This window comes from Mycolicibacterium sp. P4_G11 (genome assembly GCF_056555145.1).
In genome coordinates this window covers 418400-437926 of the sequence record NZ_JBFUJW010000006.1, presented here as the reverse complement: position 1 = coordinate 437926, position 19527 = coordinate 418400, and the positions used below count along the sequence as shown (strand labels likewise).

Sequence of the window (19527 nt, the reverse complement as noted above, 5' to 3'; positions counted from 1 at the left end):
GACCGCGACCGCCGCACCGACCTCGTCGGCGCCGGCGACTACGTCAGCCGGCGGCTGAACCGGCTGTAGGGCGCCTGGTCACGCGGCCGCATGACGATCTGGTCCAGATCGACGTGCGGCGGCCGTGACGCCACGAAACCGATCACTTCGGCGACATCCTCGGCGACCAGTGGCGTGATGCCCTGATACACGGCGTCGGCGCGCTCGGCATCCCCGTCGAATCGCACCAGCGAGAACTCGGTCTCGACGGCACCGGGCGCAATCTCGGTGAGCCGCACCGGTTTTCCCAGCAGTTCACCGCGCAGGGTGCGGTGCAGCGCGCCCTGGCCGTGCTTGGCGGCGATGTACCCCGCGCCGTTGTCGTAGGTCTCCAGCGCCGCGATGGACGTGACGGTGACGATCAGTCCGTCGCCCGAGTCGATGAGTGCGGGCAGCAGGGCGCGCGTGACCCGCAGGGTGCCCAGCACGTTCGTCTGCCACATCCAGTCCCAGTGCTCCAGATCGGCCTCCGCGACCGGGGCCAGACCCTTGGCGCCGCCGGCGTTGTTGACCAGGATGTGCACCGGTCCCAGCCCGCTGACCTGGGCCGAAAGCGCGTCCACCGACGCCTGGTCGGTGACGTCCGTCACAACTGCGGTGCCGCCGATCTCGGCTGCGAGCGCGGTGATCCGATCCGCGCGGCGGGCCGCACAAACGACATGAAAACCAAGGGCGGCAAGGGTTTTCGCGGTGGCGGCGCCGATTCCGGAACTGGCGCCGGTGACCACCGCGACGCGCACGGAGCGTTCGTCAGTTGGCATATGACCGACCTTAGTGGGCGTGCTAAGTTCCTTCCGTGATCATCAGTCAGGCATCCGGCGTCGCTGTGCGGCGTTCGTGTTGTTGTTGTCGCGCTTCGCGCTGCGCCTGACTCACGACACGGATCTCTTCGTCCTAGCTGTCGGCAGGTGTGGCCTCAGGACCCACCAGCCCGACTTCTTCCCTAGGACCCCCAAATGCCTGCTTCTGTTTCCACCGTTGCCACCGCCTCCGGTGTTCGTTCCGCCGCCCACGCCAAGCGCACCCTGCTGGCCCGGCACCACATCGTCGCGCCGTCGCTGCGGGTCGCCGACGCCGCCGCCGGCTCGGTCTTCAGCGCGGCCCGGCTGCGCGGCCCCATCGCCCGGGACGTGATCGCGCAGGCCACCGGCCTGAGCATCGCCACGGTGAACCGCCAGGTCACGGCCCTGCTGGACGCCGGGATGCTGCGTGAGCGGGCCGACCTGGCCGTTGCCGGTGCCATCGGCCGACCGCGCATTCCGGTCGAGGTGAACCACGAACCGTTCTTGACCCTGGGGCTGCACGTCGGCGCCCGCACCACCGCGATCGTGGCGACCGACCTGTTCGGCCGCACCCTCGACGTGGTGGAGACGCCCACGCCGCGCGGCGACCAGAACGCCGCGCTGGCATCGCTGGCCGGCAGCGCGCAGCGCTACCTGAGCCGCTGGCACCGGCGCCGCCCGCTGTGGGTCGGCGTCGCCGCCGGTGGTGTGGTGGACAGCGCCACCGGTCACGTCGACCACCCGCGCCTGGGCTGGGTGGATGCGCCCGTCGGTCCCGTGCTGGCCCAGACGCTGGGGCTGCCGGTGTCGCTGGCGTCGCACGTCGACGCGATGGCCGGTGCCGAACTGCTGCTGGGTGCGCGCCGCTCGTCGGCCGCATCCGAGTCCTCTACCAGCCTGTATGTGTACGCCCGCGAGACCGTCGGCTACGCGCTGTCGATCGGCGGCAAGGTGCACTCGCCGGCCAGCGGCCCGGGCACCATCTCGGGACTGCCGGCGCAGTCGGAACTGCTCGGCGGCACCGGTCGGCTCGAGACCACCGTCAGCGACGAGGCCGTGCTGGCCGCGGCCCGCAAGCAGCGGATCGTGCCGGCGGACGGCCCGTCGTCGACCATCGCCGCGGTGCTGCGTGCGGCGCGGTCCGGCAACGCCGCGGCCGTCGAGCTGCTGGCCGAGCGGGCCCGCGTGCTCGGGTCCGCGGTGGCGCTGCTGCGCGACCTGCTCAACCCCGACGACCTCGTCGTCGGCGGTCAGGCCTTCTCCGAGTACCCCGAGGGGCTGCCGCTGGTCGAGCAGGCCTTCGCCGAGCGAACGGTGTTGGGCGTCAAGGACATTCGGGTCACCACCTTCGGTAACCGGGTGCAGGAAGCTGGCGCCGGCGTGGTGTCCCTCGGCGGGCTCTACGCCGACCCGATCGGCGCCATGCGCCGCGCGCTGCGCGCCGCCTAACTGGTCCCGAAGGCGCTGACGATGTGCAGCGCCAGTTCGACGTAGACGCGGCGCTGGTCGGCGGAGTGTCCGAGGAGTTGTTCGGCCTGCCGGATTCGGTACCGGACGGTGTTCGGGTGCAGGTTCAGGATTTCGCCGACCGCTCTGGCGTCGCCCGCGTGTTCCAGATAGAGCCGCAGGGTGTCGCGCAGCCGTGCTGTCGAATCGTCGGCCGCGGCGAGTGCGCCGAGTTCGCGTCGCACCAACGTGGACATGCCGTCTTCGCCCGCGATACCTGCTGTCAGACAGGCTAATTCGACGTCGGCATAGCGGATTGCCTTGGCGTCGCGGCGATGTGCGACGGTCTGCGCGGCGAGCGCTTCGGCGTGGCTGCGGCGGAATCCGTCGACGCCCGGATGGCAGGTGCCGGCCGAGACGTGGACGAACTCGGGCAGTGCGGCGACATCGTTGTCGGACAGGGCTTTCGACGGTCCTGTCGTGGCCGACCAGCACCACACGGTGCGGGCCCCGCTGCTGATCGTCAACGGCCGGTCGGCGCCGAGGGCGGTGCTGATCGCGACGGGAGTGGCGTCGAGCAGCCGTTGCACATCGGTGTCGACCACATCGTCGTCCACCCACACCACGAACGCCGTGTGGTGCCGGCGCAGCGGATACGACAGCGCGGAGGTGGCGTCGTCGACATCGACGGCCTGCTTGGCGAGGATCGTCCGGACGGTTTCGGCGCGACGAGCGCGGGCGCCGCGCTGCCACTGGTCCCGTTCTTCGGCGAAGGTGACGATCAGCGCTTCCACCATGGTGTCCAGCCAGCTCGACAGTCGCGGCCAGAGTTGCATCAGCACCGCGGCGCGCAACTCCGGGTCGCTGATGTCGGTGACCCGGGTTTCGGTGATGAACTGCCACGCCGACCGCTGGCCGATGCGGTAGACCGCCAGCAGGATCGGTAGTTCGAAGCCGCGGCGGGCGAGCGTGCGCGCCAGGTTGTAGATCTCGGGGGCCGGCCGTATCTCGACGGTCGGGTGCGTCGCGCCGGCGAGGAAGCCCTTCCAGTTCGAGCGGGTGCTCGCATCGAGCTCGCTGCGCAGCGTCGGGTCGGTGAACATCGGCAACGCCTCGGCGATCTCGTCGTCGACCACGGTGACCAGCCGGTCGAGGGCCTGCCGACTTTCCGCCTCCAGGGACAGCTGCGCCAGCCATTCCGCCACGGCTGCCTCGGTCGACATCGATCGCTCCCTTTGTCCGCGCGAACAATGCCGCGCGATTCGTTGTCCCGCCGGACCAAGAATATGGCGGTCGTCACATCGCACCCTGGGAATGGCATAGGTCGCAGTGACAATTCCCGACAGGAGCACCCGATGAACGACGCCCACTACATCGACGGCCGCTGGCAGCCGTCGCACGGCACCGAGCGATTCGACGTCGTCAACGCCGCCACCGAGGACGTCATCGCGACCATCCCGTTGGGCGACGCCGACGACGCCAACGCGGCGGTGGCCGCGGCACACGCCGCGTTTCCGGGCTGGGCGGCGACGTCGGTGGCCGAGCGCGCCGGCTACCTCAAGCTCGCCGCCGAGGAGCTGCAGCGCCGCCAGACCGAGCTCGCCACGCTGATCAGCCAAGAGGTCGGCATGCCGTTCGCGTACAGCAACGTGATCCAGGCGGGCCTGCCGGTGCAGTCGTTCGTGTCGATCGCCGATCTGGCGCTGAGCTTCCCGTTCGAGGAGCAGGTCTACAACTCGCTGGTCGTCCGGGAGCCCATCGGTGTCGTCGTCGCGATCACGCCGTGGAACTACCCGCTGCACCAGATTTCGGCCAAGGTCGCGCCTGCGCTGGCCGCGGGCTGCACCGTCGTGCTCAAGCCCAGCGAGGTCGCGCCGCTCAACGCGTACCTGCTCGCCGAGGTCTTCGACTCGATCGGTCTGCCGCCCGGCGTCTTCAACCTGGTCACCGGGACCGGCCCGGGCGTCGGCGAGACGCTCGTCGCGCACGAGCAGGTGGACATGGTGTCGCTGACGGGGTCGACGGTCGCCGGGCGCCGGATCGGCGCGGTGGCCGCGCAGACCATCAAGCGGGTCGGGCTGGAACTCGGCGGCAAGTCGCCGCTGGTCGTGCTCGACGACGCCGACCTGGTCGAAGCCGTGAGCGACGGCCTGCGTAAGTGCTTCCTCAACTCGGGCCAGACCTGTATCGCGCTGACCCGCATGATCGTCCCGCGCGCCAAACTCGCCGAGGTAGAGGCGATTGCGCGTGCCGGCACCGAGGCGCTGCGGGTGGGCGATCCCTTCGACCCGGCCACCGAACTGGGCCCGCTGGTGTCCGCGGTGCAGCGCGACCGGGTCGTCGGCTACATCGAGCAGGGCATCGCCGAAGGTGCGCGGCTGGTGGCGGGCGGCCCGACCCCGCCCGACGGCCTGGACCGCGGTTTCTACGTCCGGCCGACGGTGTTCTCGGACTGCACGCCTGACATGGCCATCGTCCGCGAGGAGATTTTCGGGCCGGTGCTCGTCATCCAGGCCTACGACGACGAAGACGAAGCCATCCGCCTCGCCAACGACAGCATCTACGGGCTCAACGCCGCGGTGTACTCCGGTGACCAGGAGCGCGCGATCGCAGTGGCCCGTCGGATCCAGTCCGGCCAGGTGCAGATCAACGATGGCACCTTCAACATCCACGCCCCATTCGGCGGCTACGGCCAGTCGGGCAACGGGCGCGAATTCGGCAGGTGGGGTCTCGAAGAGTTCCTCGAGACCAAGTCCCTGCAGCTGCCCTGAAACTCCCTGACCCCCACCTACTTCCGAAAGAACCTCTCATGGCCAACGTCTTCACCGCCAAGCAGCGCACGACCCTCACCACCATCGTCGACACCTACGTCGCCTCGGTGCCCCGCGACGACGACCCCACCGGATTCTTCGCCGCCAAAGGCAGCGACCTGGGCACCGACGCGGTGCTGGAGCAGTACCTGATCGGCAAGCTGCCCGCCGAACAGTTCGCCGGTCTGCAGCAGCTGCTGGACACCGCCGAACTGGTCGGTGTGAACAACCAGCCGCTGAACGTTCGCGAGGTGATCGTCGGAAATCTGTCGCGCATCTCGCCGGAGACCAAAGCGGCCATGACGGCGCTGTACACGCTGTCGGTGCTGTTCTCCTACAGCCTGCCCGGCGGCGCCGACGGAAACCCGCTGTGGGCGGGCATGGGGTACCCCGGCCCGGCGCAGCTGCCGCCGCAGTCCCCGAAGACGCTGTCGGTGCTCACCCCGTCGGCGGATACCACCCTCGACGCGGACGTCGTCATCGTCGGGTCCGGTTCGGGCGGTGGCGTCGCGGCCGCGGTCCTCGCGGCAGCCGGCAAGCGGGTCATCGTGCTGGAGGCCGGCGGTTACCGCAACGAATCGGACTTCGTGCAGCTCGAACCCGTGGCCTATCACAACCTGTTCCTGCGCGGCGGCTTCTTCCCGAGTGCCGACGGCATGGTCAGCATCGCCGCGGGGTCGACGGTCGGCGGCGGCAGCACCGTCAACTGGTCCAACTCGCTGCTGACCCCGGCCACCGTGCGCAACACCTGGGCCACCGAGTTCGGGCTCACCGATGTGGCGGGCCCGGAGTTCGACGAGCACCTGGCGGCGGTGTTCGAGCGTATCGGCTGCTGCGACAAGGTCGCCGTCCAGAACGAGCCACATCACCGGTTGTCGGAAGGTGCTGCGGCACTGGACTATTCGTACAGCGTCGCCCAGCTCAACATCGACGCGGAACGCTTCGACCCAGCGCTGATCGCCTACAGCGGGATGGGTGATCAGACCGGCGCCAAGCAGGGCACCATGAAGACCTTCCTGCAGGACGCCTCCGATGCCGGCGCGCAGTTGCTGCCGGGCACCCGGGCGGACCGGATCGTCACCCGCGACGGGGTGGCGGCCGGCGTCGAGGCGACCTACACCGACCCGGTCACGGGCCAGGCCCACCGCGTCACCATCAACGCCCCGCAGGTCGTGGCCGCGGCGGGCAGCCTGGAAACCCCGGCGCTGCTGCTGCGCTCGGGCATCGGCGGCCCGGCCGTCGGCACCGGCCTGCGGCTGCACCCGGCGACCCTGGTCAGCGGCATCTACGACGACCGTCAGGAGCCCTGGTTCGGCCCCGCGATGGCCGGCGTGATGAACGAATTCGCCGAGGCCCGCGATGATCACGGCTACCTCATCGAATGTGTGCAGCACCTGCCCGGGCTGTTCACCACCACCGTGCCGTGGCTGTCCGGGGCGCAGCACAAGGAACTTGCCCGGCAGTACCAGAACCGGGCCGACTGGGTGGTCCTGGTCAAGGACCGCGGCGAAGGCAGCGTCACCATCGACGCCAATGGTGAAGGGGTGCACTGGTATCCGTTCACCGATGACCTCGACCGCCGCCATTTCCGGGAGGGCATCGAGACGTCGATCCGGATGCATGCCGCCGCGGGTGCGCGGCAGATTTACGCCGCGGGCCAGCCGTTCGCGCCGTGGCAGCGGGGCGAGGACCTGGAGGCCTTCATCGAGCAGGTCAACCAGCTGCCGATCGGGCCCGGCGGCACCCCGGTGTTCAGCGCACACCAGATGAGCAGCGCGCGGATGGGTGCTGACCCGCAGACGTCCGTCGCCAAGCCGTCCGGGGAACTGCACGACACCCCCGGCGTGTGGATCGCCGACGCCAGCGGCATGCCCACCTGTTCCGGCGTGAACCCGATGATCACCGTCATGGCCGTCGCCCGCCGGACCGCCACCAACATGCTCGCTTGACCGGGTGGCCAGCCACCGGCGCGACGGTGTAAGGATGGAGGGCGTGCGTGTCGCCGTCCTGTCGGTCCATACCTCGCCGCTGGCCCAACCGGGTACCGGCGATGCGGGCGGTATGAACGTCTACGTCCTGCAGAGTGCCCTCGAGTTGGCCCGCCGCGGCGTCGAGGTGGAAATCTTCACCCGGGCCACGTCGTCGACCGACGCCCCGGTGGTGCGCGTGGCGCCCGGCGTACTGGTGCGCAACGTGGTCGCCGGTCCGTTCGAGGGCCTGGACAAGTACGACCTGCCGACGCAGCTGTGCGCGTTCACCGCGGGCGTCCTGCGCGTCGAGGCCAACCACGAGCCGGGGTACTACGACATCGTGCATTCGCACTACTGGCTCTCCGGACAGGTGGGCTGGCTGGCGTCGGACCGGTGGGCCGTGCCGTTGGTGCACACCTCCCACACGCTGGCCGCCGTGAAGAACCTGGCGCTGGCCGAAGGCGACATCCCGGAGCCGGCGCTGCGCGCCGTCGGCGAGCAGCAGGTCGTCGATGCCGCCGACCGGCTCATCGTCAACACCGAAGACGAAGCGCGGCAATTGGTTTCGCTGCACCACGCGGACCCGTCCCGCATCGACGTGGCATACCCCGGCGTCGACCTGACGACCTTCACTCCCGGAGACAAGGCCGAAGCCCGTGCGGCACTGGGCCTTTCGCTTGACGAGCAGGTGGTCGCGTTCATCGGCCGCATCCAGCCGCTGAAGGCCCCCGACGTGCTGTTGCGCGCGGCCGCCAAGCTGCCCGACGTGCGCGTCGTCGTCGCGGGTGGTCCGTCGGGCAGTGGCCTGGCCGTGCCCGACGGGCTGGTTTCCCTGGCCGACGAACTGGGTATCACCGACCGGGTGACGTTCCTGCCGCCGCAGTCCCGCGAACAGCTGGTCAATGTCTACCGCGCAGCGGATCTGGTTGCGGTGCCGAGCTATTCGGAATCTTTCGGATTGGTCGCCGTGGAAGCCCAGGCCTGCGGCACGCCCGTCGTGGCCGCCGCGGTGGGCGGGCTGCCCGTCGCGGTCCGCGACGGCGTGAGCGGTGTCCTGGTTGAAGGCCACGATCCCGGCGACTGGGCCAACGCCATCGGGCGGACGCTGGAGCTGGGGCCGGAGACACTGCGCGAGGGTGCGCTGCAGCACGCCGCGACGTTCTCGTGGGCACATACCGTCGATGCTCTGCTGGCCGGCTACACGCGGGCCATCGCCGACTACCGCGGCCGTCGGCCTCGACGCGACGCCGCGGCGCGCCGCAGCCGCCGGTTCATGATCCGTCGGGGCGTGCGCGCGTGACGACCTCGACGGCCGTCACGCAGTTGATCGAAGCCACCCTGCGGGCGCACGAACTCGACTTCTCCCACCACGACGGGGGAGTGGGCGGGCGGCCCGGGATCGTCGTGGCGCTGCCCGGCGAGCGCAGGTTGACCACCAACACGCTGCTGAGCGTCGGCGACCACGGTGTGCGTCTGGAGGCCTTCGTCTGCCGCAAGCCCGACGAGAACTTCGAGGGCGTCTACAAGTACCTGCTGCGCCGCAACCGGCGGCTGTACGGCATGGCGTACACGCTCGACAACATCGGCGACATCTACCTGGTGGGGCGCATGTCGCTGCACTCGGTGACCGCCGACGAGATCGACCGACTGCTCGGCCAGGTGATCGAGGCCGTCGACTTCGACTTCAACACCCTGCTGGAGCTGGGCTTCCGCTCGTCGATCGAGAAAGAGTGGAAGTGGCGGCTGGCCCGCGGGGAGTCGCTGAAGAACCTGCAGGCGTTCGAGCACCTGCGGCCGGAGTAGGCGGACGGTACCGGCGTGGTCAGCTTTCCTTGACGGTCAAGGAAAGCTGACGGCGCCGGGCGAAACATGTGGGGGACAGGCCTGCGCGGGACGGCGCAGCCACAGCTCCCGGGTGCGGCGAGAGCCACAAACCCGCACGTGAGAAGATCAGCCGATGCCGACCTTGATCCTGCTGCGCCACGGCGAGAGCCAGTGGAACGAGAAGAACCTGTTCACCGGTTGGGTCGATGTCGACCTCACTGACAAGGGCCGGGCCGAAGCCGTTCGCGGCGGCAAGCTGCTGGTCGAACAGGGTGTGCTGCCCGACGTGCTGTACACGTCGCTGCTGCGCCGCGCGATCACCACCGCCAACCTGGCGCTCGACGCCGCCGACCGGCACTGGATTCCCGTGCATCGCGACTGGCGCCTCAACGAGCGGCACTACGGCGCGCTGCAGGGCCTCGACAAGGCCGAGACCCTGGCCAAGTACGGCCAGGACCAGTTCATGTCGTGGCGCCGCAGCTACGACACTCCGCCGCCCCCGATCGAGAAGGGCAGCACCTACAGCCAGGACAGCGACCCGCGGTACGCCGGCATCGACGCACCGCTGACGGAATGTCTCGCCGACGTCGTCAAGCGGTTCGTGCCGTATTACGAGCAGACCATCGTGCCCGACCTCAAGGCCGGCAAGACCGTGCTGATCGCCGCGCACGGCAATTCGCTGCGCGCTCTGGTGAAGTACCTCGATGGCATGTCCGACGACGAGATCACGGGCCTGAACATCCCGACGGGCATCCCGCTGAAGTACGAGCTGGACGAGAATCTGAAGCCGACGGTGCCCGGTGGCGAGTACCTCGACCCCGAGGCAGCCGCGGCCGGCGCCGCCGCCGTCGCCGCGCAGGGTGCGAAAAAGAACTGATCGCGTCAGAACAGTCGGTGAACTCCGGTGAACGCCGGCCGAACACCTGGATTTGTTCATGTGACTTGCACCGTTCTGGCCGCTCGCTGCTGGGATGACGTTCACCTGATGCGTACGATTTCTGCGTGAGCTTGTCGTCAGCGCTGCCTTTGGTGGCCGCCACGGCGCTGCTCGCGTTGGCCCTGGGCATCGCGATCGGCATGCGGTGGGTGCCGCGGCTGAACGACCGCCGCGAACGTCGCACCGCGGAGCAGTCCGGCCTCACGGTGTCGGAGATGTTCGCCCACATCGTGTCCATGTCCCCGCTGGGGATGGCGGTGGTCGACACCTACCGCGACGTCGTCTACACCAACGCCCTGGCCAAAGATCTCGGTCTGGTGAGCGACCGGCTGCTGGACGACCGGGCCTGGGAGGCGGCGCAGCGGACCCTGGCCACCGGGGAAGACGTCGAGTTCGACCTGTCCCCGGCCAAACGAGCGAACCCGGGCCGGTCCCGAGTGGCCGTGCGCGGCCTGGCCCGTCAGCTGACCGAGGAGGACGGCCGCTTCGCGGTGGTCTACGTCAACGACCAGTCCGAACAGGCCCGCATGGAGGCCAGTCGCCGCGACTTCGTCGCCAACGTCAGCCACGAGCTCAAGACCCCGGTCGGCGCCATGGGGCTGCTGGCCGAGGCGCTGCTGGCGTCCTCCGAGGACCAGGAGATGGTCAACCGCTTCGCCGAGAAGATCGTCACCGAATCCACCCGGCTGGCCAACATGGTCGGCGAACTGATCGAGCTGTCCCGGCTGCAGGGCGCCGAGCCGCTACCTCATCTGGATGCGGTGGACGTGGATTCGGTTGTCGCCGAAGTGGTTTCCCGGCACAAGGTGGCTGCCGACAACGCCGACATCGCGATCACCACCGACGCGCCCCGCGGTTACCAGGTGCTGGGCAGTGAGACCCTGTTGGCGACCGCGCTGGCGAATCTGGTGTCCAACGCAATCTCGTACTCGCCCAAGGGTTCTCAGGTGTCGATCAGCCGGCGCTGCTACGGCGACAACATCGAGATCGCGGTGACCGACCGCGGTATCGGCATCGAAAAAGCCGACCAGGAGCGGGTTTTCGAACGATTCTTCCGCGTCGACAAGGCGCGGTCCCGGGCCACGGGCGGCACCGGGCTTGGGTTGGCCATCGTCAAGCATGTGGCGGCCAACCACAACGGAACCATCCGGCTGTGGAGTCAGCCGGGAACGGGATCGACGTTCACGTTGTCGATTCCGGCTTATCTCGATTCGGACGACGCTGACGTCGACGAGGGGGATGATCACTCGATGCCATCACAAGGAGGGCGACCGAACCAATGACCAGTGTGCTGATCGTGGAGGACGAGGAGTCCCTGGCCGATCCCTTGGCGTTCTTGTTGCGCAAGGAAGGTTTCGAAGCCACCGTCGTGACCGATGGTCCGTCGGCGTTGGCCGAGTTCGACCGGGCCGGTGCCGACATCGTCCTCTTGGACCTGATGTTGCCCGGTATGAGTGGCACCGACGTGTGTAAGCAGCTGCGCTCGCGGTCCGGCGTCCCGGTCATCATGGTGACCGCGCGCGACAGCGAGATCGACAAGGTCGTCGGCCTGGAACTGGGCGCCGACGACTACGTCACTAAGCCCTACTCGGCCCGCGAACTCATCGCGCGGATCCGGGCCGTGCTGCGCCGCGGCGGCGAGTCCGACGACGTCGTCGGTGCCGACGGGGTGCTGGAGGCCGGACCGGTCCGGATGGACGTCGAGCGGCACATCGTGTCGGTCAACGGCGACGCCATCACGCTGCCGCTCAAGGAGTTCGACCTGCTCGAGTACCTGATGCGCAACAGCGGGCGCGTGCTGACCCGTGGCCAGTTGATCGACCGCGTGTGGGGTGCCGACTACGTCGGTGACACCAAGACGCTGGACGTCCACGTGAAGCGGCTGCGCTCCAAGATCGAGGCGGACCCGGCCAACCCGGTGCACCTCGTCACCGTTCGTGGGTTGGGCTACAAGCTCGAGGGCTAGTTCCCGCGCTCGCGGTTACTTCTTGGCGGCCTTGGCAGCCTCGGTGGCCGGGTGGACGGCGATGAGCCCCAGCCCGGCCCTGCGCTTGCACAGGGCCGCCAGCTCGGCGTACACCTTCTTGCCCAGCAGCTCGGTCAGCTCGGGCCCGTAGGACTCCCACACGGCCTTGGCGCCGACGTGCGCGGCCGGGTCGCCGGTGCAGTACCAGACGAGGTCGTGGCCGCCCTCGCCCCAGCCGCGCCGGTCGTACTCGGTGACGACGGTCCGCAGGATTTCGGTGCCGTCCGGGCGGGTCACCCAGTCCTGGGTGCGGCGGATCGGCAGCTGCCAGCACACCTCGGGCTTCATGGTCAGCGGTTCGACACCGAGCTTGAGGGCCTTGCTGTGCAGCGCGCAGCCGACGCCGCCGGCGAACCCAGGGCGGTTCAGGAAGATGCACGCACCCTTGTACTTGCGGGTCCGCAGGTTGGGCTTGTCGTCGTACTCGTCCATCTCGAGGTAGCCCTTGCGGCCCAGGCCCTTCTCCCGGAACTGCCAGTCCTCGTCGGTCAGCAGCTTGACCGACTCCTCGAGCTGCGCGACGTCGTCGTCATCGGCCATGAAGGCGCCATGGCTGCAGCAGCCGTCGTCGGGCCGTCCCTCGACGGTGCCCTGGCACGCCGGTGTCCCGAAGACACAGGTCCATTTCGACAGCAGCCACGTCATATCCGCGGCGATCAGATGCTCCGAATTGTCCGGATCGAAGAACTCCACCCACTCGCGGGCAAAGTCCAGTCCGACCTCGTGGGAACCGGGCTTCGGCGGCGCCTCGTTCTTGGGCGCACCAGTGCCACCGGCACTGATCTGTGATGCGGTCACAGCACGCAACCGTAGACCCGTTACCGTGGTTTCCGTGCGATTGGGCGTCCTCGACGTGGGCAGTAACACCGTTCATCTGTTGGTAGTCGACGCGCGCCGCGGCGGGCACCCGACACCGATGAGTTCGACCAAGGCCTCACTGCGCCTTGCGGAGGCCATTGACGACACCGGCAAATTGACCCGCAAGGGCGCTGACAGCCTGGTCGCGACCGTCGACGAGTTCGCCAAGATCGCCACCAGCTCGGGCTGTGCGGAGTTTATGGCGTTCGCCACATCCGCGGTTCGTGACGCCACGAACTCCGAAGCGGTGCTGGCCCGGGTCCGGGCCGAGACCGGCGTCCAGCTGCAGGTCCTGTCCGGGGTCGACGAATCCCGGCTCACCTTCCTGGCGGTGCGCCGCTGGTACGGCTGGAGCGCGGGCCGCATCATCAACCTCGACATCGGCGGGGGTTCGCTGGAACTGTCGGGCGGTATCGACGAAGAACCCGACGTCGCGCTCTCAATGCCGCTGGGTGCGGGCCGATTGACGCGGGAATGGCTGCAGGAGGATCCGCCGGGCCGTCGGCGCGTGGCCGTGCTGCGGGACTGGCTGGACAACGAGCTGTCCGCCTCGGCGGCCAAGGTGCTTTCTGCGGGCACCCCGGAGCTGGCGGTCGCGACCTCGAAGACGTTCCGGTCGCTGGCCCGGCTCACCGGTGCGGCGCCGTCCGGGGCGGGGCCGCGCGTGAAGCGCACATTGACCGCCGCTGGCCTCAGACAGCTCATATCTTTCATCTCTAGGATGACCACGGCTGACAGAGCCGAGTTGGAAGGGGTGAGTGCCGACCGCGCGCCACAGATCGTGGCCGGTGCGTTGGTGGCCGAGGCGACCATGAGGGCGCTGTCGCTCGACGCGGTGGACATCTGCCCGTGGGCATTGCGGGAGGGTGTCATTCTGCGGAAACTCGACAGTGAAGCCGATGGAACCGACTTGGTGGAAACGTTCGCGGGCTTAGCTCCCGCCAAAGGCGAGACACGATGACAGATTCAGACGACTTCTCCGCGACGCGACCGATCTCGGTCGCCGAGCTGCTGGCCAAGAACGGCACCATCGGTGCGCCGCCCGTCGGCGGCCGCCGGCGCCGGAGGCGGGGGAACAGCGACGCGGTGACGGTCGCCGAACTGACCGGCGAAATCCCGATCATCCGGCCGGAGACGCTGCACGCGGAGCCGGCGCAGGCCCCGGAGGAGACGGTTCCGGAGCCCATCGCGGAGCCTGCAGCCGAGCCCGAGCCCGAGCCCGAGCCCGAAGCCGTCGCCGAGCCTGAGGCCCCGGCTGACGACGTCGCCGTCGAGGACGAGACGCCGTCGGCTGCCGACGAGATGGAGCCCGACGACACCGGCGCCCACTACGTCGTCGACGACACGATGCTGCACACCGATCTCGTCGATCCGGCGCCCGCAGACGCCGCGGCCGACGACTACGAGGACCACCTGCGCCGCCGCGACGCCGAGGCCGATCCACTGGAGTTCGTGGCGCCGTCGTCGCGCAAGCCCGCGTTCCGCTGGTCGTTCAAGCCGGTTCGCGGCGCCGAGGAGATGAGCCCCGACCTGGTCGACGAGGACGTGTCCGCCGACGCGGACGTCGACGACGATCTGCTGTCGCTCAAGGACGCGGAGCCCGTCGCCAAGCTCCCCGTCGTCGACGACACCGACGCTGCCGCGGCTGCTGACGCCACTGACGACGCCGCCGGCGTGCGCGACACGTCGCGGGAAGGCCGGAGTTCGCGCTACGACGCCCTGTTCGGTGGCTTCGCCGCCGACGAGGACACCCGCCGCGACGACGTCGAGGCCGCGTTCCATGACGAAGCGGAACGCGACGACCACGACTACGACCGCGACGAAGCCGACCACGAGGACGAAGAGTCCGGTTCGGGCCTGAAGCGCGGCGCCTGGGTGGTCGGCCAGAGCCTGTTGGCCGTGGCGTTCGGTGCCGGCATGTTCTTCGCTTTCGACCAGCTGTGGCGCTGGAACCAGATCGTGGCGCTGATGCTGTCGATGCTGGTCATCCTCGGCCTGGTCGCCGGTATCCGGGTGATCCGCAAGGACCACGACCTGGCCAGCACGCTGATCGCGATCCTGGTCGGCGGCCTGGTCACGTTCGGGCCCCTGGCACTGCTCTACTCGGCCTGAGCCGGAGCCCTGTGCGTCCCGCCATCAAGGTAGGTCTGTCCACCGCTTCGGTCTATCCACTGCGGACCGAGGCTGCCTTCGAGTACGCCGCACGCCTGGGTTACGACGGTGTCGAGCTGATGGTGTGGGCCGAGCCCGTCAGCCAGGATATCGACGCCATCGAGCGGATGTCGGAGCGCTGGGGCGTGCCGGTGCTCAGCGTGCACGCGCCGTGTCTGCTGATCTCGCAGCGGGTGTGGGGCTCCAACCCCATCCCGAAGCTGGAACGCAGCGTGCGGGCCGCTGAGCAGCTGGGTGCGCAGACGGTCGTCGTGCACCCGCCGTTCCGGTGGCAGCGCCGCTACGCCGAGGGTTTCTCGGATCAGGTGCTCGAGCTGGAGGCGTCCAGCGACGTGCTGGTCGCGGTCGAGAACATGTTCCCGTTCCGCACGGACCGGTTCTTCGGCACCGGCCAGCCGTCCATCGAGCGGATGCGCAAGCGTGGCGGGGCCCCGGGACCTGGGATCTCGGCGTTCGCGCCGTCCTACGACCCGCTGGACGGCAATCACGCGCACTACACCCTGGACCTGTCGCATTCGGCGACGGCCGGGACCGATGCGATCGACATGGCCCGCCGGATGGGCAAGGGGCTGGTGCACCTGCATCTGTGTGACGGCAACGGTGCGTCCACCGACGAACATCTGGTGCCGGGGCGCGGCAGCCAGCCGACGGTACAGGTCTGTCAGATGCTCGCCGCCAGTGAATTCTCCGGGCACGTGATCCTGGAGGTCACCACGTCGGCGGCGCGCAACAACGCCGAGCGCGAGGCGCTGCTCGTCGAGTCGCTCGAATTCGCCCGTCGGCACCTGCTGCGCTGACCCTGCGCCGTCCTGGCATGCTGTCTCCCGTGGCGAGAATTGCGATCATCGGTGGCGGAAATATCGGAGAGGCCCTGCTGGCGGGGCTGTTGCAGGCAGGCCGGCAGGTCAAGGATCTGGTCGTAGCCGAGGCTTATCCGGCGCGTGCCGCGCAGCTCGCCGAGAAGTACTCCGTCCGGGTCACCGATGTCGCCGACGCCGCCGAGAACGCGGCCTACGTGATCGTGGCCGTCAAACCCGATGCCGTCGAGGGTGTCGTCGAGGTGCTGGCCGAACTGGCCTCCGACGCCGACAGCAGCAGCGTCGAGCAGGTCGTGGTGTCGGTGGCCGCGGGCGTCCCGACGTCCTTCTACGAGGCCAAGCTGCCGGCCGGTGCACCGGTGGTGCGGGCCATGCCGAATACGCCGATGCTGGTGGGCGCGGGCATCACCGCGCTGTCGCGGGGCCGGTTCGCGAACGAGGCCCAACTCGCCGAGGTGTCGGAGATCTTCTCGGCCGTCGGCGCGGTACTGACGGTGCCGGAGAAGCAGATGGACGCGGTGACCGCGGTGTCCGGTTCGGGCCCCGCGTACTTCTTCCTGATGGTCGAGGCCGTGGTGGACGCGGGCGTCGCGGCGGGCCTGCCGCGGGCCGTGGCGACCGAGTTGGCGGTCCAGACGATGGCCGGTTCGGCGGCCATGTTGCTCAATCGGATGGCTGATTCGGGAACCGGTTCTACGGTCGGTCCGCTGGATACCAGCGCCGCCGAATTGCGGGCCTCTGTGACCTCTCCGGGCGGCACTACCGCCGCTGGGCTGCGGGAACTCGAACGGGGCGGGCTGCGCTCCGCGGTCGCAAGTGCGGTCGAAGCCGCAAAAACACGGTCTGAGCAGCTAAGAATTACATCTGAGTAGTTCTAAGATTTCAGATTGATTACCCCACACCCGTCGCAATAACCACATTGGCCACGCTATTCTCCTTCTCGTAAGCACGCGTTGGTGCCAGCGGAGGGGAAGCCGCTGGAGCTGGCCGTGCCTGATTGATTGGGTTGCGATGACGTCTATGAACGGGCCATCGGCGCGTGACGGTGGCGATCAGCCACGAACGCAGTTCCTGACTGTTGCCGAGGTTGCGAGTCTGATGCGAGTAAGCAAGATGACGGTATACCGGCTGGTGCACAACGGGGAGTTGCCCGCGGTGCGTGTCGGCCGATCATTTCGGGTGCACGCCAAGGCGGTGCACGACCTCCTCGAGTCCTCGTACCACGACGCGGGTTAGTCACCGCGCGCCCGGCTGAGTGCTGCGCACCTTGGGTGCGCAGCACCGAATCCGCGTATTCGGTGTGATTGGTATCGGTCAGCGCTACCGGGCACTCCGAAATCGCTGATGAGCGGGCGTATCCAGCAGGCGTTTTCGTGACCGGAAACCCCGCCGGGTAAAGTGGCGGGGTTGGTTTCACACCGATCTTCACGGATCGACGTCTAGTAGCGGAGACTTCAAAGTCTATGGGTTCAGTCATCAAGAAGCGGCGCAAGCGCATGTCGAAGAAGAAGCACCGCAAGCTGCTTCGTCGCACCCGGGTTCAGCGCAGAAAACTCGGTAAGTAACCGCGACGCCGACCTGTGTCATCCATCGACGCCCTCTAGGCTGACCAAATGGATGCCGACGGACGCCCTGGAAGCCGGCCCACCGCGCCGGGCGGAAGCGATTCCGGCCCGGACATCCCGGAGACCCTGCACCACCCCAAGGTGGTGCTGGTCACGGGGGCGTGCCGGTTCCTGGGCGGCTATCTCACAGCCAGGCTCGCGCAGAACCAGCTCATCGAGCACGTGATCGCGGTCGACGCGATCACGCCGAGCAAGGACATGCTGCGACGCATGGGCCGCGCGGAGTTCGTCCGCGCGGACATCCGCAATCCCTTCATCGCCAAGGTGATCCGGAACGGCAACGTCGACACCGTCGTCCACGCGGCGGCGGCGTCTTACGTGCCGCAATCCGGTCGCGCTGCGCTCAAAGAGCTCAACGTGATGGGTGCGATGCAGTTGTTCGCCGCCTGTCAGAAGGCGCCGTCGGTGCGTCGGGTGATCCTCAAGTCGACATCGGAGATCTACGGGGCCAGCCCACGGGATCCGGTGATGTTCACCGAGGACAGCAGCGCCCGCCGGCCACCGGGGGAGGGCTTCGCCCGGGACAGCATCGACATCGAGGGCTACGTCCGCGGTCTCGCGCGACGGCGGCCCGACATCGCGGTCACCATCCTGCGGCTCGCCAACATGATCGGTCCGGCCATGGACACCGCGCTGTCGCGGTACCTGGCGGGTCCGTTGGTGCCGACCGCCTTCGGGCACGACGCACGGTTGCAGCTCCTGCATGAGCAGGACGCTCTCGGGGCGCTGGAACGCGCCACCTTGGTCGGACGGGCCGGCACCTTCAACATCGGGGCGTCGGGCGTCATCCTGATGAGCCAGGCCATTCGCCGGTCTGGCCGGATCGGGCTGCCGCTCGCCGGACCCACGATGTGGGCCCTGGACGCGTGGCGACGAGCGACCGCGGGTGTCGAATTGGACCGCGAACAGTCCGACTACATGCGCTACGGCCGGGTCATGGACACCACACGGATGACGAGGGAACTCGGCTATACCCCAAAGTGGACGACCATGGAGGCTTTTGACGATTACGTTTCAGGCCGCGCGCTGACGCCCATTATCAGTCCAGGGTGGGTAGGCTCAGTGGAGCGTCGTGCAGTGGCCGCAGCGCAGCGGTGGGGACGCTGATTTCGCAAGTTTTTGATGGTGGGAGATATTGACGTGGCGGGCGAATCTAAAGCCAAAGTCATTCCGCTACATTCGAATTCGACACGCGCTGGTGCGCAACGTCGCGCGTCGAGACGGGATGCGGCGCTGCGACATCCTTCGCTGTTGACCGACCCCGGGACCCGCGCATCGGCTGAACAGATTGCCGCGGTGGTCCGCGAGATCGACCAGCATAGGTTTGCTGCGTCCGGCTCCCCGGCCGCTGACGGTCCCAATGAACTGGCCCAACGTATCGGTGCCGCTTCGGATTTCATTCGTAAGCGGATGACCGGCGATTACGTCGTCGACGAATTCGGTTTCGACCCGCATCTCAACGACGCGGTGTTTCTTCCTTTGCTCCGAACGCTTTTCAATTCCTGGTTCCGCGTCGAGGTGTCCGGTATCGAGCACCTCCCGGATGACGGCGCCGCCTTGGTCGTGGCAAATCATGCGGGTGTGTTGCCGTTCGACGGGCTGATGACGTCGGTCGCCGTGCACGACAAGCACCCGAAGCACCGCGACTTGCGGTTGCTGGCTGCCGACCTCGTCTTCGACCTGCCGGTGGTCGGCCAGGCCGCCCGCAAGGCCGGGCACACCATGGCCTGCACCGCCGACGCGCACCGGCTGCTCGAGGCCGGCGAGCTGACCGCCGTGTTCCCCGAGGGGTACAAGGGTCTGGGCAAGCCGTTCAAGGACCGGTACAAGCTGCAGCGGTTCGGCCGTGGTGGCTTCGTCTCGGCGGCGCTGCGCACCGGAGCGCCCATCGTGCCGTGCTCGATCGTCGGCTCCGAGGAGATTTACCCGAAGATCGGCGACGTGAAGCTGCTCGCCCGGCTGCTCGGGTTGCCGTACTTCCCGCTGACGCCGCTGTTCCCGCTCGCCGGGCCGCTCGGACTGCTGCCGTTGCCGTCGAAGTGGTACATCCAGTTCGGTGAGCCCATCTCGACGGCCGACTACGAGGATGGCGCGGCCGACGACCCGATGGTCACCTTCGAGCTGACCGACCAGGTGCGCGCCACCATTCAGCAGACGCTGTACCAGCTGCTGGCGAATCGCCGCGGCACGTTCCTGTAGTTCAATCCCCGCGAGGGTGCA

Annotated in this window: 19 protein-coding genes; 16 read left to right on the top strand and 3 right to left on the bottom strand. The window is 68.4% G+C overall.

Features of this window, described 5'->3' with window-relative positions; genetic code table 11:
- Nucleotides 1-38: 38 nt before the first annotated feature.
- Nucleotides 39-800 (bottom strand): SDR family oxidoreductase, encoded by a 762-nt coding sequence (locus AC1U2B_RS16460; RefSeq protein WP_480217572.1) that lies wholly within the window; start codon nt 798-800, stop codon nt 39-41.
- Nucleotides 801-995: 195 nt separating this feature from the next.
- Between AC1U2B_RS16460 and AC1U2B_RS16455 the strand changes: the two genes are divergently transcribed.
- A complete protein-coding gene (locus tag AC1U2B_RS16455) occupies nt 996-2270 on the top strand; it encodes an ROK family transcriptional regulator (RefSeq protein WP_480217571.1) in 1275 nt (424 codons plus the stop codon).
- On the opposite strand, the gene AC1U2B_RS16450 is transcribed toward AC1U2B_RS16455, so the two are convergent.
- Entirely contained in the window at nt 2267-3490 is a 1224-nt protein-coding gene (locus AC1U2B_RS16450) for a PucR family transcriptional regulator (protein WP_480217570.1), read from the bottom strand. The genes AC1U2B_RS16455 and AC1U2B_RS16450 overlap by 4 nt on opposite strands.
- A gap of 132 nt (nt 3491-3622) precedes the next feature.
- On the opposite strand from AC1U2B_RS16450, the gene AC1U2B_RS16445 reads away from it, so the two are divergent.
- The 7 genes from AC1U2B_RS16445 (at nt 3623) to regX (ending at nt 11774) form a co-directional block, all read left to right on the top strand.
- Complete coding sequence (locus AC1U2B_RS16445; RefSeq protein ID WP_480217569.1) at nt 3623-5038, top strand: aldehyde dehydrogenase family protein; 1416 nt, start codon at nt 3623-3625, stop codon at nt 5036-5038.
- Nucleotides 5039-5076: 38 nt separating this feature from the next.
- Entirely contained in the window at nt 5077-7026 is a 1950-nt protein-coding gene (locus AC1U2B_RS16440; protein WP_480217568.1) for a GMC family oxidoreductase N-terminal domain-containing protein, read from the top strand.
- Nucleotides 7027-7060: 34 nt separating this feature from the next.
- Nucleotides 7061-8347: a D-inositol-3-phosphate glycosyltransferase gene (mshA, locus tag AC1U2B_RS16435; RefSeq protein WP_260971165.1), complete on the top strand. Its 1287-nt coding sequence runs from the start codon at nt 7061-7063 to the stop codon at nt 8345-8347.
- A complete protein-coding gene (locus AC1U2B_RS16430; RefSeq protein ID WP_480217567.1) occupies nt 8344-8850 on the top strand; it encodes a type III secretion system chaperone family protein in 507 nt (168 codons plus the stop codon). The genes mshA and AC1U2B_RS16430 overlap by 4 nt, the downstream gene beginning before the upstream one ends.
- Nucleotides 8851-9004: 154 nt before the next feature.
- Nucleotides 9005-9748 (top strand): phosphoglyceromutase, encoded by a 744-nt coding sequence (locus AC1U2B_RS16425; protein ID WP_480217566.1) that lies wholly within the window; start codon nt 9005-9007, stop codon nt 9746-9748.
- 125 nt (nt 9749-9873) lie between these two features.
- Nucleotides 9874-11091, top strand: a complete 1218-nt coding sequence (locus AC1U2B_RS16420) for a sensor histidine kinase (protein ID WP_260936962.1) — start codon at nt 9874-9876, stop codon at nt 11089-11091.
- Complete coding sequence (regX, locus tag AC1U2B_RS16415; protein ID WP_043401347.1) at nt 11088-11774, top strand: two-component sensory transduction protein RegX; 687 nt, start codon at nt 11088-11090, stop codon at nt 11772-11774. The genes AC1U2B_RS16420 and regX overlap by 4 nt, the downstream gene beginning before the upstream one ends.
- Before the next feature lie 15 nt (nt 11775-11789).
- Here the strand turns inward: regX and AC1U2B_RS16410 are convergent, their stop codons facing one another.
- Nucleotides 11790-12617 (bottom strand): DUF3109 family protein, encoded by an 828-nt coding sequence (locus AC1U2B_RS16410; RefSeq protein ID WP_480217758.1) that lies wholly within the window; start codon nt 12615-12617, stop codon nt 11790-11792.
- A 49-nt stretch (nt 12618-12666) separates the two neighbouring features.
- On the opposite strand from AC1U2B_RS16410, the gene AC1U2B_RS16405 reads away from it, so the two are divergent.
- From AC1U2B_RS16405 to AC1U2B_RS16370, 8 genes are all read left to right on the top strand, one after another.
- A complete protein-coding gene (locus AC1U2B_RS16405) occupies nt 12667-13653 on the top strand; it encodes a Ppx/GppA family phosphatase (RefSeq protein ID WP_043402100.1) in 987 nt (328 codons plus the stop codon).
- Nucleotides 13650-14804: an Rv0497 family membrane protein gene (locus AC1U2B_RS16400; protein WP_480217565.1), complete on the top strand. Its 1155-nt coding sequence runs from the start codon at nt 13650-13652 to the stop codon at nt 14802-14804. The genes AC1U2B_RS16405 and AC1U2B_RS16400 overlap by 4 nt, the downstream gene beginning before the upstream one ends.
- An 11-nt stretch (nt 14805-14815) precedes the next feature.
- The gene (locus AC1U2B_RS16395; protein WP_043401352.1) at nt 14816-15661 is read left to right on the top strand and encodes a sugar phosphate isomerase/epimerase family protein; all 846 of its coding nucleotides are present in this window, start codon (nt 14816-14818) and stop codon (nt 15659-15661) included.
- 29 nt (nt 15662-15690) lie between these two features.
- On the top strand, nt 15691-16554 hold the full coding sequence (gene proC, locus AC1U2B_RS16390) for a pyrroline-5-carboxylate reductase (RefSeq protein ID WP_480217564.1): 864 nt from the start codon (nt 15691-15693) through the stop codon (nt 16552-16554).
- A 139-nt stretch (nt 16555-16693) separates the two neighbouring features.
- Nucleotides 16694-16918, top strand: coding sequence for a cell division/environmental response transcriptional regulator (locus AC1U2B_RS16385; protein ID WP_029105159.1), 225 nt, complete (start codon nt 16694-16696; stop codon nt 16916-16918).
- Nucleotides 16919-17145: 227 nt separating this feature from the next.
- Complete coding sequence (locus AC1U2B_RS16380; RefSeq protein ID WP_003402602.1) at nt 17146-17247, top strand: 30S ribosomal protein bS22; 102 nt, start codon at nt 17146-17148, stop codon at nt 17245-17247.
- Between the two features lie 48 nt (nt 17248-17295).
- A complete protein-coding gene (locus AC1U2B_RS16375) occupies nt 17296-18414 on the top strand; it encodes an SDR family oxidoreductase (RefSeq protein WP_043401358.1) in 1119 nt (372 codons plus the stop codon).
- 33 nt (nt 18415-18447) lie between these two features.
- Entirely contained in the window at nt 18448-19506 is a 1059-nt protein-coding gene (locus tag AC1U2B_RS16370) for a lysophospholipid acyltransferase family protein (RefSeq protein WP_043401360.1), read from the top strand.
- Nucleotides 19507-19527 lie beyond the last annotated feature (21 nt).